This window comes from Arenibacter sp. F20364 (assembly GCF_023015905.1).
Lineage (GTDB): Bacteria > Bacteroidota > Bacteroidia > Flavobacteriales > Flavobacteriaceae > Arenibacter.
In genome coordinates, this window is sequence record NZ_JALKBD010000004.1 from 186,443 (window position 1) to 200,735 (window position 14,293).

12 protein-coding genes are annotated in these 14,293 nt (G+C 40.4%); 7 read left to right on the top strand and 5 right to left on the bottom strand.

Annotation, left to right across the window (positions count from 1 at the left end; translation table 11 throughout):
• Positions 1–134 precede the first annotated feature (134 nt).
• Positions 135–800 (bottom strand): uracil-DNA glycosylase, encoded by a 666-nt coding sequence (locus tag MWU84_RS04755; RefSeq protein WP_246898859.1) that lies wholly within the window; start codon positions 798–800, stop codon positions 135–137.
• Positions 801–1,027: 227 nt separating this feature from the next.
• On the opposite strand from MWU84_RS04755, the gene MWU84_RS04760 reads away from it, so the two are divergent.
• Genes MWU84_RS04760 through MWU84_RS04770 form a run of 3 tightly spaced genes read left to right on the top strand, consistent with a single transcriptional unit; the run spans position 1,028 to position 2,567 of the window.
• Positions 1,028–1,573, top strand: coding sequence for an RNA polymerase sigma factor (locus MWU84_RS04760; protein ID WP_246898861.1), 546 nt, complete (start codon positions 1,028–1,030; stop codon positions 1,571–1,573).
• 33 nt (positions 1,574–1,606) lie between these two features.
• Entirely contained in the window at positions 1,607–2,125 is a 519-nt protein-coding gene (locus MWU84_RS04765) for a hypothetical protein (RefSeq protein ID WP_246898864.1), read from the top strand.
• Positions 2,115–2,567 (top strand): hypothetical protein, encoded by a 453-nt coding sequence (locus MWU84_RS04770; protein ID WP_246898866.1) that lies wholly within the window; start codon positions 2,115–2,117, stop codon positions 2,565–2,567. Before MWU84_RS04765 ends, MWU84_RS04770 begins: the two co-directional genes overlap by 11 nt.
• Positions 2,568–2,699: 132 nt before the next feature.
• On the opposite strand, the gene MWU84_RS04775 is transcribed toward MWU84_RS04770, so the two are convergent.
• Positions 2,700–3,731 carry an oxidoreductase gene (locus MWU84_RS04775; protein WP_246898869.1) on the bottom strand — a complete coding sequence of 344 codons (1,032 nt, stop codon included), beginning with the start codon at positions 3,729–3,731 and terminating at the stop codon, positions 2,700–2,702.
• Between the two features lie 71 nt (positions 3,732–3,802).
• On the opposite strand from MWU84_RS04775, the gene MWU84_RS04780 reads away from it, so the two are divergent.
• Positions 3,803–5,020 carry a methyltransferase domain-containing protein gene (locus MWU84_RS04780; protein ID WP_246898871.1) on the top strand — a complete coding sequence of 406 codons (1,218 nt, stop codon included), beginning with the start codon at positions 3,803–3,805 and terminating at the stop codon, positions 5,018–5,020.
• A gap of 68 nt (positions 5,021–5,088) precedes the next feature.
• Here the strand turns inward: MWU84_RS04780 and MWU84_RS04785 are convergent, their stop codons facing one another.
• Positions 5,089–5,529 carry a hypothetical protein gene (locus MWU84_RS04785; protein ID WP_246898873.1) on the bottom strand — a complete coding sequence of 147 codons (441 nt, stop codon included), beginning with the start codon at positions 5,527–5,529 and terminating at the stop codon, positions 5,089–5,091.
• 100 nt (positions 5,530–5,629) lie between these two features.
• On the bottom strand, positions 5,630–7,441 hold the full coding sequence (locus MWU84_RS04790) for an acyl-CoA dehydrogenase (RefSeq protein WP_246898876.1): 1,812 nt from the start codon (positions 7,439–7,441) through the stop codon (positions 5,630–5,632).
• A gap of 197 nt (positions 7,442–7,638) precedes the next feature.
• Between MWU84_RS04790 and MWU84_RS04795 the strand changes: the two genes are divergently transcribed.
• From MWU84_RS04795 to MWU84_RS04805, 3 genes are all read left to right on the top strand, one after another.
• Complete coding sequence (locus MWU84_RS04795) at positions 7,639–8,505, top strand: cation diffusion facilitator family transporter (RefSeq protein WP_246898879.1); 867 nt, start codon at positions 7,639–7,641, stop codon at positions 8,503–8,505.
• A 142-nt stretch (positions 8,506–8,647) separates the two neighbouring features.
• Entirely contained in the window at positions 8,648–12,334 is a 3,687-nt protein-coding gene (gene purL / locus MWU84_RS04800) for a phosphoribosylformylglycinamidine synthase (protein WP_246898881.1), read from the top strand.
• Positions 12,335–12,336: 2 nt separating this feature from the next.
• A complete protein-coding gene (locus MWU84_RS04805) occupies positions 12,337–12,789 on the top strand; it encodes a GNAT family N-acetyltransferase (protein WP_246898884.1) in 453 nt (150 codons plus the stop codon).
• A 98-nt stretch (positions 12,790–12,887) separates the two neighbouring features.
• Here MWU84_RS04805 and MWU84_RS04810 read toward each other — a convergent pair whose 3' ends face one another.
• A complete protein-coding gene (locus MWU84_RS04810; RefSeq protein WP_246898886.1) occupies positions 12,888–13,997 on the bottom strand; it encodes a hypothetical protein in 1,110 nt (369 codons plus the stop codon).
• Positions 13,998–14,293: the final 296 nt, after the last annotated feature.

Here is a 14,293-nt window from a genome sequence, read left to right on the forward strand (position 1 = left end):
TTTTAAATTTTGACCAAAAAAGTCATACAAATGTTATTTTGCATCAAGAGGTTCGGGACAAGGAATTTGGAATAGGATCGATACTTTATGGCCAGTTCACCCTTTAGTCTTAAAATTAACCTTTAAAATAATAATTACCATTTAATTACTTGTTTTCCATTTTCCAATAATATTTTATTTGTTTTACTAAAGTGTTTATTACCAAACCAATACCCCCTATTGGCACTTAATGGAGAAGGATGTCCGGAAGTAAGAATATAATGTTTCTTGGCATTGATAAATTTCGCCTTCTTCTTGGCATAACCGCCCCATAATAAAAATACCAATCCTTCCTTTTCATCCGATAATTTTCGGATAATGGTATCCGTAAAAATTTCCCATCCTTTGTTTTGGTGACTGCCCGCTTCATGAGCCCTTACCGTTAAGGTCGCGTTGAGCAATAGGACTCCTTGGTCTGCCCAATGTTCCAGATTTCCATTGTCCGGATATGGCTTCCCCAAATCGGATTCAATCTCCCGAAATATATTTACCAGGGAAGGTGGGTGGGACACGCCCTCGTTTACTGAAAAACATAGGCCATTGGCCTGCTGTGGCCCATGATAAGGATCCTGACCTATAATAACCACCTTGGTATCCTCTAGGTGACAATGATTAAATGCAGCAAAAATATCGCTCTCCTTAGGGTAACAGCTATGCCCGTCATATTCCTGTTTAACAAATAGGATAAGGGATTCAAAATACGGTTTATTAAACTCGGACATCAAAAGCTTTTTCCAGCTGTCGTGCAAATTAAACGTCACTTATTATTTCATTTTAAAATTATTAAACATAAAACTGATTTCTTTTTGCAAGTAAAAACATAAAAATAGTTAAAAAACTAAAACAAATTTACCTATAGCGCCTTATCCTTTAAAAATATAGCATTCGCTAAACTTGTGTACCTTAGTAATCCCTTACAAATAAATAATGAAGCCATTAATAAACCTTTTTCCATTTCTATAGTCCTATAAAGGAACTTAAGTCCAAAATGTTGATTGCGGAAGAAACTTTAGTAATACAATTAAAACAAAAGGAGCATCAGGCCAAGGCTTTTGAGGTGCTTGTTAACACCTACAAGGAACGTCTGTATTGGCATATAAGAAGAATTGTATTAAACCATGACGACACCGATGATGTGTTGCAGAATACCTTTATTAAGGTATTTAGAAATATCGATGGGTTTAAGGGTGATAGTAAATTATACTCTTGGATGTATAGGATAGCGACCAATGAAGCCTTGTCGTTTTTAAAATCAAAATCGCAAAAACTTAAGATCAATAACGAACAGTTAATGAATAAGGTAGTTGAAGATTTAAGGGCCGATGTGTATTTTGAAGGTGACGAGATTCAGCTTAAATTACAAATGGCCATTGCAACACTTCCTGAAAAACAAAAATTAATTTTTAATATGAAATATTTTCAGGAGCTTAAATATGAAGAAATTTCTGAAATTTTAGAGACCTCCGTAGGTGGATTAAAAGCCTCCTATCATCTGGCATCAAAAAAGATCGAAGCTTTTTTGAAAGAGAATTAAACCTTTTATATTGTTCAAGGTCAAACCATTAAAATGAATAAATTAAATAAAAATAATAGCTTTAAGGTTCCTGATGGGTATTTTGATACCCTTTCCGGCAAGATCATGGATAAGGTTGCCAAGGAAGAAACCTCAATGCCTCCAAGTGAAGGATTCAAGGTTCCGGAAGGTTATTTTGAAAATTTAAATGACAAACTCTTGGGGCAACTGCAAAACACCGCATTGGAGACAAAGGTAATCCCATTAAAGTCGTTTAAAAAGCACTATTTGGCCGCTGCTTCTGTGGCAGCCGTTGTACTTCTTTTCATTTTGGTCCAATTTAAGAGCGATAAACCACTATCCTATTCGGATTTGGCCAGTTCGGATATTGACCAATATTTCGAATTTAATGATCTGGAACTAACCTCCTATGATTTGGTGGAAATACTTCCAATCCAGGATTTGGATCTGAACGATATTATGGAAAGTAGGCTGGAAAATGAAAATATCATAGATTACCTGGATTCCCATATTGAAGATTTTGAAGAATTAAATATGCACAATGATGATTAGAAAAATAAAAATACTTACCCCTCTCTTGTTCCTAATAGCCACCTTGTCACTAAGCTCTCAGGAAAGGCAGGATTGGGATAAAATAAAGTCCCTAAAAATAGCTTTCATTACAGAAAGATTAAATCTCTCCCCTAAAGAAGCCCAAAGTTTTTGGCCCATATATAATGAGCATCAATCCAAAAAAGAAGATTTGTTTAAGGAGGAGCGCTTTGAAATAGGTTCCGAGATAAAAAATTTGGATGCGCTATCGGATGCACAGGCCAGTGCACTTCTTATCCGTATGCAAAAGTTGGAAGAAGAAAAACACATGGTGGAAAAAGCCTATATCGATAAAATTTCCAAGACCATTTCGGCCAAGAAAACCATCTTGTTGATGCGTTCGGAAGAGGATTTTAAACGTCAACTAATTAAACAATATAGACAAAAAAGGGGTGGCAAGTAACTACCTCCGGGCAGGCCCTCGAAGCATAGAAAGAAGCCTTGTTTCAGATCGTTTATCGAGTAACTCCCATCCCAGCCTCCCTGGATATAAGAGATTCATTATAGGATCGACACTCTCAGGATGGTGGACATCTCAGTTAAAAATAAGTTTGGCAATCCTGTCCTTTCCCGCAGCATAGGCAATAGTATCGTTCATGAATCTTAGGGTATAAAAGGACTCATTGGAAAGCTGTTTCCATGTTTCACCAGTATCCTGTGAATAAGCGACCCCATTAAAGCCCACTGCAACTAGTGCTTTCCCTTTTGAATTAGGTATAAATTGTACACAGCTCCTATAATCTGGAAGGGCTCCATTGGCGATTAGTCTCCATGTTTTTCCGCCATCCGAGGTCATTGCCTTATTGGCCTTATTAGTTTCTGGCTTGGTATAGTCCCCCCCTATGGCTACCCCTATATTTTCGTCGTAAAAATCAATGGAATAAATTCCCTGAGTTGTTTCGGCACTTTCTATTGGGGTTTTTATTACTTCCCAAGTAAATCCTTTATCGTTCGAATAATACACATTTCCATTTGTAGTAGCTATCCATGCCATGTTACCCAACACCTTTATGTTAGTATTACTGGCCGCGAAAGCCCCTTCCCCGGTTTCCGCATTTGGTAAGGAAGAACAAGGTAGCTTCTTCCACGTATTGCCGCCATCCCTTGTAATAATTAAAGATAGGCACCCATTCATACTATCCCCAACGGCAATGCCCTCCTGATCGTTCCAAAAAGTCATGGCATCATAAAATACCTTCTCATCTTCTTCATGGTATACCAATTCCATATTTCCCTTGTCTCCAGTCTTGTACAATAAGGCCGGATTACCCACAGAAAGCATGAAAAAATCGGTGGAATTCTGTGCTACAGCCCTAAATTCCGGCAATATACTGTCGTACTTTTGGGTATTGACCCTCACTTTGTTGGACCTAAGGTCTACCAAACCAAAAGCGCCATTGTTGGCTGCAAATGCCATATTGCCCCCGTCCATTATCTCGATTGCCCTAAAGCTTAAGGAATCGGTGTAAATGGTTTCTATTTTTACAGAATTAAATGTTCTCTTTTCGTCCATTTCAGAACATGAGCCTAAAATAAAAAGAATGAGAATCACCAAAAAGTTACGCATGCTTATAATTTTCACCAAAAATAAGAGGAATAGGTTCTAATACAATACCTTTGCAATCTTAATTTTTCAAAATGCGATTACATAGAAATCTAGTGTTTGCGGTTGTTGATGCGTTAAATTATATATTTAATGAAGGTGAATATGCGGACAAGGTAGTGGAAAAGGTATTAAAATATGATAAGCGATGGGGAGCCAGGGATAGAGGTTTTATTGCAGAAACCACTTATGAAATGGTGCGCTGGAAACGATTGTATGCCGAGATAGCAGAAGTAAAGGCCCCATATAGTAGACCAAACCTATTTAGAATGTTTGCCGTTTGGGCCGTTCTTAAGGGTATTAAACTACCCGATTGGAAACAAATTGAACCAACACCCGAAAGAAGAATCAAAGGAAAATTTGATGAACTATCCAAAATAAGAAAATTCAAGGAATCTGTACCGGACTGGATGGACGAGCTAGGTGTAAAAGCATTGGGCGAAGCACTGTGGACCAAAGAAATTCATGCCCTAAATGAGCAGGCAGATGTAATTCTTAGAGTAAATACCCTAAAAACAACTAAGGACAACCTAAGCAGTGTTCTACACGAAGCCGGAATTGAAACTGAATCCATAAAAGGTTATCCAGATGCTTTAAGGCTAAAGGAACGTTCAAATGTGTTTATTACCGAGGCCTTTAAGAATGGCTGGTTTGAAGTACAGGATGCTTCATCCCAATTGGTAGCCCCATTTTTGGAGGTGGAACCTGGCCAACGTGTAGTAGACACCTGTGCAGGTGCTGGTGGGAAAACGCTTCATTTGGCCGCACTTATGGAAAATAAAGGCCAGCTGATCGCCTTGGATATTTACGGCAACAAACTAAAGGAATTAAAACGTCGGGCAAAACGCGATGGGGCCCATAATGTGGAAACCAGGGCTATAGATTCTACCAAAGTGATAAAAAAATTACATGGCTCCGCAGACAGGGTGCTAATAGACGCCCCATGTACCGGTTTGGGGGTCCTAAAAAGAAACCCTGATGCCAAATGGAAATTACAACCCGATTTCTTGGAGAAAATCATGGTTACCCAACAACAGATACTACAGGATTACAGTCGTATTGTTAAACCGGGCGGGAAATTGGTCTACGCAACTTGCTCCATTTTGCCACAGGAAAACATTCAGCAAGTAAAGAAATTCCTCAGTTCAGAGGCCGGAAAAGATTTTACTCTTGTTAAGGATAATAATATATATTCCTGCAAAACGGGCTTTGACGGATTTTACATGGCCCTTTTGGAAAAAAAACAAGCCTAAGTTTTTAAAATGAAAATAAAAAAGAGGCTGTCCAAGGTAATGGGCAGCCTCTTTTTAAGTTTTAAAACCTATAGTCCAATTCTAACACTGGGCACACTAATCCCAACTCCCGTGCGAACCGTTGTTCTTCTGGGATAGCTTCTATAACTGTAATGGTCGTTATGGTAATAATAAAAGCTGGCATGGGTATGGTAATGCTGACTGTGATGACAATGGGAGTCACAATGCTCACGATGTTCCGCATATGCGTCCCTTTTACCTTTCATATAAGCTTTATGGGCCTTTCTATCCCTTTTCTTTAATTCACGCTCATATTCCTTTTGCGATTCCCAAAATTCCTCTTCCTCTGCTTCAGCCAATTCCTGGGATTGCTCAAATTGTGCATCCTCTTTTGCCCTTTGTTCATAATAGTACAGCTTTTCCTGTTCATTGGATTCCACTTCTTGGGCTAATGTACCGACAGTTGAAAAAAGTAAGACGGACAAACTTAAAAATTGTAATCTCTTCATAACTTCATTGTTTTATTTAAACTGTGATTTAATATGCACTGTTTGTAAATAAAACAACCAAATGGAAAATTACCCTACCTGGGTAGGCAAAAAATGATTTTTAAAAGACCTCTTTTTTGGTATTCGTGGTGAGTACATCGGCATGCATCAACGATTCCGCCAAACTAGTGGTCTTAGGCAACTCATACTTAAAATAGAATTTCATAGTATGGATTTTGCTTTCGTAAAAGGCTTGGGAATAAGTTTGATCCCCATCCATGAGGTTTCGTTTAGCACAAACTGCTATATCGAGCCATAACCATGCTATTACGACATGGCTCAAAAATTCCATAAACAAATTTGCATCGGACAGATAGCGCTCATAATTCCCTTTTTTAGCAAAAGGCATCAAGAATTCCAAAACCTCCCTGGTCAACTTGATCTTATCTCCCAGTATTTTGGCCGATGACCGCAATTCATCATATTCCATTGCCGAGGTAATGGTATTCAGTACTTCTGTCAATAATAATTCCAAAGCCTTGCCATTCTCCATAGGAACCTTTCTTCCCAATAAATCTTGGGATTGTATTCCTGTGGTACCCTCATAAATACTAAATATCCTTATATCGCGATAGTATTGTTGAAGAATGAAATCAGAGCAGAATCCATATCCCCCCAACACCTGCAGTCCATTGCTCACGGCCACGGATCCGGCCTCGGTAGGATAGGTTTTTACAATAGGAATAACCATTTCCAATAACAGACCGTATTTTTCCTTGGTTTCCGGGCTTTTGGTAGATTGAATGATGTCGTAATACTTGGCGGCCAACAAAACCAAACTCAAAGAACCCTCCGCAATCGCTTTTTGCAATAAGAGCATGCGCCGTACATCTGGATGCTCAATGATCAGGCAAGGATTTTCATCTGGATCTTTCTTTCCATCACTTGAAAGTTTTCGTCCTTGGGGACGTTCATTGGCATACTCCAATGATGCCTGATAGGCGGCCATGCTAATGGCTGCACCCCCACGTCCAACACTTATCCTAGCACTGTTCATCATTAAGAACATATATTTTAAACCCTTATGGACCTTTCCCACCAACCAGCCATGGCAATCGTCATTATCACCAAATCCCAGATGTGTGGTCGCATACCCCTTTTGTCCCATTTTCTGGAAATCGGCCACCGTAATCACATCGTTCTTCTGTAGACTACCATCGACATCGACCCTTAATTTAGGCACTACAAACAAGGAAATGCCCTTTGTTCCCGAAGGCGCTCCATCAATCCTGGCCAATAACAGATGTACTATGTTTTCGGCATATTCATGATCCCCTCCAGAAATAAATATTTTTTGTCCAGTTATTTTATAATGGCCTTCTTGTGTGGGCGTTGCCCTGGTTGTAATATCGGACAAGGAACTTCCAGCCTGGGGTTCGGTAAGGCACATGGTACCTCCCCAATCGCCGGATAGCATTTTGGGAACATAGGTCTTCTTAAGGTCTTCATTGGCAAAATGAACAATTAGCTCGGCCGCCCCCTGGGTCAACCCAGCATATCCCGGCAGGTGATTGTTGGCAGCTTCCTGGATATATGCCGAGGCCGTGTGTACCATAAACGGCAACTGCATTCCCCCTTCCCCATAGTCAAAAGGAGCTGAAATAATTCCCATTTCCCCGCCTTTCTTCATCATTACATCTACCTGCCTATGGACCAATATGGTTCCATCACTGAACTCGGCAGGAGTTTCGTCCATCTCTTTGAAATAGGGAAATAATTCACGATCGGAAAATTCTTTGATGGCATTTAAAAACAGGTCCAAGGAATCTTTGTCGTAATCTTGGTAACGTTCCTCCGAAAGAAGTTCCTCCACTCCGTGAACCCGGTATAATAAGAATTTTAATGTTGTAATATCGATATATTCCTTAGCCATGGTAAAAAATTTAAGGATTAACTGTTGTGCTGTACGTAAGATACAATTTACTGATAAATAAGGACTGAAAAGGAGAAATGAAATCTTTGGAAATTTATTTTTATTTAAATACTGTGAATCCATTAATATGGCTAAACCTCGCAAAAAAGGAACCATAAGTTTCTTACCTTTAAATTTTTATCAAGTTTAAGCAAAGAATGAACAATGAGGAGTCAGCCATAAGGACAACCTATTTCAGCATTGCTGGAAATATAATTTTGGCCATAGTTAAAGGTCTGGCTGGTTTTTTTGGCAATTCCTATGCTTTAATAGCCGATGCCATTGAATCCACCACGGATATTTTCTCCTCTCTCTTGGTCTTGTTTGGACTTAAATACGCCAAAAGACCGGCCGATGAAAATCACCCCTACGGTCATGGTAAAATTGAACCCTTAATTACTTTTTTGGTGGTTGGCTTTTTGATTACCTCGGCCACCATTATAGCTTATGAAAGCATCACGAACATTTTAACTCCCCATAAAACCCCTAAACCTTGGACCTTATTGGTTTTGGGTGCCATTATTTTGTGGAAGGAGATTTCATATAGGGTGGTGTTAAAAAAAAGTATCCAAACCAACAGCTCCTCCCTAAAGGCAGATGCCTGGCATCACAGAAGTGATGCCATCACCTCGGTAATGGCGTTTATTGGAATATCCATAGCCCTTATTTTTGGCAAAGGATATGAAACAGCAGATGATTGGGCTGCCTTGGCTGCCTCATTTTTTATTTTCTACAATGGATATTTGATCTTTAGGCCTGCCCTAGGAGAAATAATGGATGAGCATCTGTACGACGACCTCATTGAAGAAATTCGCCAGGTTTCCTTAACCGTTGATGGTATACTGGGAACTGAAAAATGTTTCATCCGAAAGGCAGGTACAAAATATCATATCGACCTTCATGCCCAGGTAGACGGTAATATTAGCGTAAAAAAAGGGCATGACCTGTCCCATAAACTTAAGGACAGGCTTCGCAGGGATATACCCAACATAGGGCATGTTTTGATTCACATAGAGCCCAAATAAGAACCAAAGTAAGCAACATTTTAAAATAGACCTCCTGTAGAAATTAACAATTGTTGTCTAAAACTGTTAACTATTCTAATGAAAAATTACACATTAAAACCGTAAATTTGCACCTTTCTCAACCTTACAATTTATATATTAAATGATTCATTTCTTCGGAGACCTTAGCACTAAGATATTTGCGGTACAGACCAAAAACGACCTTTCCCAAGAAGATAGCGTAAAACTTACGTGGTTGTTTGGCAACCAACCTAAATTAAACGCGGCGTCATTGGACGCCTTTTTTGTTGGTCCCAGGGCAGCCATGATTACCCCATGGAGCACCAATGCCACGGAGATAACCCAAAATATGGGTATTTCTGGTATTATTAGAATTGAGGAGTTTACTTCGGTAGACAAAGATGAAAAAGGGTTCGATCCTATGCTTTCTCAGAAATATAGTGCCCTTTCGCAGGATATTTTTAAGGTTGATGTAAAGCCCGCGCCTATTCTGGAAATAGTGGATATTGCCCAATATAATGAAAAGGAAGGATTGTCCTTGAGCGATGAAGAGGTAGCATATCTACAACAAGTTTCCGAGAAAATTGGCCGTAAACTTACAGATTCTGAGGTATTTGGGTTTAGTCAGGTGAATTCTGAACATTGTAGACATAAAATTTTTAATGGGACCTTTGTCATAGATGGAGTAGAAAAGCCATCATCACTTTTTAAGCTTATTAAAAAAACGTCTCAGGAAAATCCCGGGGATATCGTTTCGGCCTATAAGGACAATGTAGCCTTTCTTAAGGGGCCTAAAGTGGTGCAGTTTGCCCCAAAGAGTGCCGACAAGCCAGATTTCTACCAGGAAAAATCCTTTGAATCGGTTATTTCCCTAAAGGCTGAAACCCATAATTTCCCAACTACAGTAGAGCCCTTCAACGGTGCTGCCACAGGGGCTGGTGGAGAAATTAGGGATAGATTGGCAGGTGGAAAGGGTTCTTTGCCCTTGGCGGGGACTGCGGTGTACATGACCGCCTATTCCCGATTGGAAAAAAACAGGTCTTGGGAAAAGGGTATGGCCGAAAGGAATTGGTTGTACCAAACCCCTATAGATATTTTAATAAAGGCGTCCAACGGAGCCTCCGATTTTGGAAACAAATTTGGTCAACCCCTAATTGCAGGATCTGTACTCACCTTTGAACATGATGAGGCTACAGAAACACATGGAACTGCCCAAGGAAGAAAATTAGGGTATGACAAGGTAATTATGCAGGCTGGTGGTATTGGCTACGGAAAGGCTGAACAAGCTATAAAAGACACTCCCAAAACGGGCGATAAAATCGTAATCCTAGGGGGGGACAATTATCGCATTGGAATGGGCGGTGCAGCAGTATCCAGTGCCGATACGGGCGAATTTGGAGCAACTATTGAACTGAACGCCATTCAGCGTTCCAACCCTGAAATGCAAAAAAGGGCTGCGAACGCCATAAGAGGTATGGTAGAAGGTGACCATAACCCCATCGTTTCCATCCACGACCATGGAGCTGGTGGGCATTTAAATTGTCTATCCGAGTTGGTCGAGGAGACCGGAGGAAAAATAGATTTGGATAAGCTGCCCATAGGTGACCCTACCCTTTCTGCAAAAGAAACTATTGGGAACGAATCCCAGGAGCGTATGGGATTGGTCATCGGAAAAAAGGATGTTGACATGCTGCACAGAATTGCGGATAGGGAACGATCCCCAATGTACGAGGTCGGTGATGTTACTGGCGATAAACGTTTTACCTTCAAATCTTCCACTACCGGGGAAAGTCCAATGGACTTGGAGTTATCCGATATGTTCGGGAGCTCGCCAAAAACCGTAATGAACGATTCCACTGTATCAAGAAAATATAAGGCCCCATCGTATTCCCTGGAATACTTTCACGATTATTTGGACCAGGTATTGCAATTGGAAGCCGTAGCCTCAAAGGACTGGCTAACAAATAAGGTAGACCGTTGTGTAGGCGGCAAGGTGGCCAAACAGCAATGTGCTGGTCCACTGCAGTTACCCTTGAACAATTGCGGTGTTATGGCGTTGGATTACAAAGGAAAGGAAGGAATTGCCACTTCCATTGGCCACTCCCCTATTTCAGGATTGATAGACCCCTCTGCTGGAAGTAAAAATAGTATCGCTGAAGCCTTGACCAATATTATTTGGGCCCCTTTAAAAGATGGGCTGGACTCGGTTTCCCTATCCGCCAACTGGATGTGGCCCTGTAAAAATCCTGGGGAGGACGCCAGACTTTATGAGGCGGTACAGGCCATTTCGAATTTTGCCATAGAATTGGGCATCAATGTCCCTACCGGAAAAGATTCACTGTCCATGAAACAACGCTACAAGGATGCTGAAGTTATAGCCCCAGGGACCGTTATCATCTCGGCTGCCGGAAACTGTACCGACATTACCAAGGTGGTAGAACCGATCTTACAAAAAAATGGCGGGGATATTTATTACATTAACCTATCCAAGGATTCTTATAAATTAGGAGGATCCTCATTTGCACAGATTTTGAATACTGTTGGCGATGAGGCCCCATCAATAAACAATGCGGTTAATTTTAAAACCGTATTCAACACCTTACAAGGTTTGATCCGTGACGGAAAGATATTGGCCGGGCACGATGTGGCTTCGGGTGGATTGATAACCTCCTTATTGGAACTTTGCTTTGCCGATATAAATTTAGGTGCCACCTTGGACCTAACTTCCATTGGAGAAGCCGATACCATCAAATTATTGTTTTCCGAAAATGCAGGGATCGTTTTTCAGGCAAAGGACAATACTGTAGAAAATATTTTGGCCGATGAAGGTATTGAATATTTCAAAATTGGGTCGGTGAGCACAACACCTACCCTGACCATAAAGAATCAGGGGATGGAAATGGGACTGAACATTGATTCCCTTCGCGATACCTGGTTTAAAACCTCCTACCTATTGGATCAAAGGCAAACCGCCAACAACTTGGCCCTTGAGAGATATAACAATTATAAAAAACAACCCTTAAACTACGTTTTTCCAGCACATTTTGATGGCAAAGTACCAAGCAAGGTAAATTCGCGACCTAAAGCGGCCATTCTACGTGAAAAAGGCAGTAACTCGGAACGCGAAATGGCCAATGCCATGTACCTCGCCGGTTTTGATGTTAAGGACGTGCATATGACCGATTTAATTTCGGGAAGGGAGACCTTGGAAGATATCCAATTTATAGGTGCGGTAGGTGGTTTCTCCAACTCCGATGTATTGGGAAGTGCCAAAGGTTGGGCAGGAGCCTTTAAGTACAACAAAAAGGCAAATACCGCATTAAGGAATTTCTTTGCTAGACCGGACACCCTTTCTATAGGCATTTGTAACGGTTGTCAGTTATTTATGGAATTGGAACTGATCAATTCTGAGCATTCAGAACATGGAAAAATGACCTTTAATGATTCCCATAAACACGAAAGTGGCTTTACTTCTGTGGTCGTTCAAAAGAACAAGTCGGTAATGCTTTCAAGTTTGGAAGGGGCTAATTTAGGGGTATGGATTTCCCATGGCGAAGGAAAGTTTATTCTACCACTCTCTAAGGAAAATTACAACATTGTAGCAAATTACGGTTATGAAGGGTATCCTTCAAATCCCAATGGCAGTGATTTCAATACGGCCATGTTATGTGATGTTACCGGCCGACATTTGGTGACCATGCCCCATATAGAACGCTCTATTTTTCAATGGAACTGGGCACATTATCCTGCTGGAAGAAAAGATGAGGTTTCACCATGGCTGGAGGCATTTGTAAATGCCAGAAAATGGCTGGAGGCAAATAACGGTTAAATATGATCTTTCGTAGAGCCACCAAAGCAGACCTTCCAACAATAATAGAAATGATAGCCAGTGATACCTTGGGCCAGTTGCGTGAGAAGGACGAAGACCCTCTTCCTTTGGAGTATTACAGGGCTTTTGATCTTATTGACGAGGACAAAAATCAGGAGCTGATGGTTGTAGTGAATTTGGAAGGGGAAGTTGTAGCCTCTTTTCAACTAAGTTTTCTGCAATACTTAACCTATGTAGGAGGCATTCGCTGCCTCGTAGAAAATGTCCATGTAAGGGAGGATCAAACAGGCAAGGGCATCGGCAAACAAATGTTTCAATGGATTATTCAAAGAGCCAAAGATAAAGGTGTTCATTTGGTGCAATTAACCTCTAACAAACTACGACCCAATGCCATTCGATTTTATGAAGGTATCGGATTCAAAGCTACCCACGAAGGATTTAAACTACATCTCTAATTCCACAAATTAAAATCCCCTGAATAGAAGTTGGACTTTTATTCAGGGGATTTTTATATAAATAATCATACTTCCATAGAGGAAATCTAATTTACTTTCTACTTCTTGGAATAATCGGCATGGATAGCCTTATCAAAAGCCTCCCAATGTTCTGGCTTCATCCTTTCGGGAGTAAAAAGACATATTCCTGCAGCACCGTTTTCCATGGAGCCCCTTATGGCCGATTCAATTTCAGAGGGCAACAAGCCGTGATTTTCCGGATCATTTTCCTCAGTCTTGTTCTCAGGGTTTGGACAAATAAAAAGTCCACTATAAATAGGCTTTTGCCCCTTCACGGAAGTTACCTCTTCCTTGGTTATTTCTCCAACCCATTCAGGACCTTTTAAATAGAAATCGTTATAATTCATAGGATAGAAGGAGTCCAAATTCCATTTGTTCCATTCCTGTCTAACCATTTTCATGGCATTGCTAGGGCCTGGAAAGACCGCGGCATTTATCTTTTTCCCTTTGGCGTGGACCACCTCAACCAAACGGTTTACAATATTCGTTATTAGATCATATCTAAATTGCTTCCATTCCTGAACTTGGGAAGGATCTTCAACCTCTTTTATGTCTATTCCGGATTTCTCCTTAAAATCAGCCACACATTTGTCGCAATAGCAATAATCGGCTACGGGATATTCCTCGTTCATCACCAATCCATATTTATCCCAAAGACCTTCCGCCAAGATTACATCCGGGAAACGGATATAGTCCAAATGTATCCCATCTACTTCTTCCACAGCCGCAATGCTCCCGTACAAATCGGACAAAAATTCAAAAGAGCCTTCCTTGTTCGGGCAAAGAAATTTGTAGTATGAAACATAGGCCGGTTTGTCAAAAGCTGATTCGCCATTTCTGTTTACAGCATAAAGATCAGCAGGTAATTTAGGATTATCACCTTGCACCATTGTTGGTACCCAAGTATGGAATTCCATTCCGGCACCTTTTACCAATTTACCAACCCGCTTATAGGTTTCCGGATCGTGGCCTCCATTGTACATGAGCCCATCTATCCCTTTCTCTTTATAGTTCTTAAATTTTTCAGCAAGTTCTTGGTCGGTGGCCTCTCCTGGTCCTCCCGTCCAAGCATAAACAGGGACTTTAGTTTTTTCGGCACAGGAAATCATGGTAAAAATAACAACTGCCGTTACAAAAAGCTTTTTCATTGGTTTAGTTTATTTGTTAGTAATAGTTAGAGTAATTCACAATAAAACAACCTACTTCACTTCAATAGAGTTTTACTGGGTAGTCACTTAAAAATGGTAATATGGAATGAACTTAATCATTTAAATAATTTAAGCCCTAAAATCTTAGCTAAGTAACCTCAGAAATAATACAAACAACAAAATTGCACGACAAATGTAATTAACCGAAGGTCCAATTCACTAAAATTGCCATTTGACCAAAATGAAGTGACATGTTGCTAAAAATGAGTGAAAATCAGGGCGATAAAAAAAACAGC

Coding starts and splice junctions, on each gene's coding strand:
- MWU84_RS04775 (WP_246898869.1), bottom strand. CDS start 3,731: ATGCGTAACTTTTTGGTGATTCTCATTCTTTTTATTTTAGGCTCATGT.
- MWU84_RS04770 (WP_246898866.1), top strand. CDS start 2,115: ATGATGATTAGAAAAATAAAAATACTTACCCCTCTCTTGTTCCTAATA.
- MWU84_RS04790 (WP_246898876.1), bottom strand. CDS start 7,441: ATGGCTAAGGAATATATCGATATTACAACATTAAAATTCTTATTATAC.
- MWU84_RS04760 (WP_246898861.1), top strand. CDS start 1,028: ATGTTGATTGCGGAAGAAACTTTAGTAATACAATTAAAACAAAAGGAG.
- MWU84_RS04795 (WP_246898879.1), top strand. CDS start 7,639: ATGAACAATGAGGAGTCAGCCATAAGGACAACCTATTTCAGCATTGCT.
- MWU84_RS04765 (WP_246898864.1), top strand. CDS start 1,607: ATGAATAAATTAAATAAAAATAATAGCTTTAAGGTTCCTGATGGGTAT.
- purL (WP_246898881.1), top strand. CDS start 8,648: ATGATTCATTTCTTCGGAGACCTTAGCACTAAGATATTTGCGGTACAG.
- MWU84_RS04785 (WP_246898873.1), bottom strand. CDS start 5,529: ATGAAGAGATTACAATTTTTAAGTTTGTCCGTCTTACTTTTTTCAACT.
- MWU84_RS04805 (WP_246898884.1), top strand. CDS start 12,337: ATGATCTTTCGTAGAGCCACCAAAGCAGACCTTCCAACAATAATAGAA.
- MWU84_RS04780 (WP_246898871.1), top strand. CDS start 3,803: ATGCGATTACATAGAAATCTAGTGTTTGCGGTTGTTGATGCGTTAAAT.
- MWU84_RS04810 (WP_246898886.1), bottom strand. CDS start 13,997: ATGAAAAAGCTTTTTGTAACGGCAGTTGTTATTTTTACCATGATTTCC.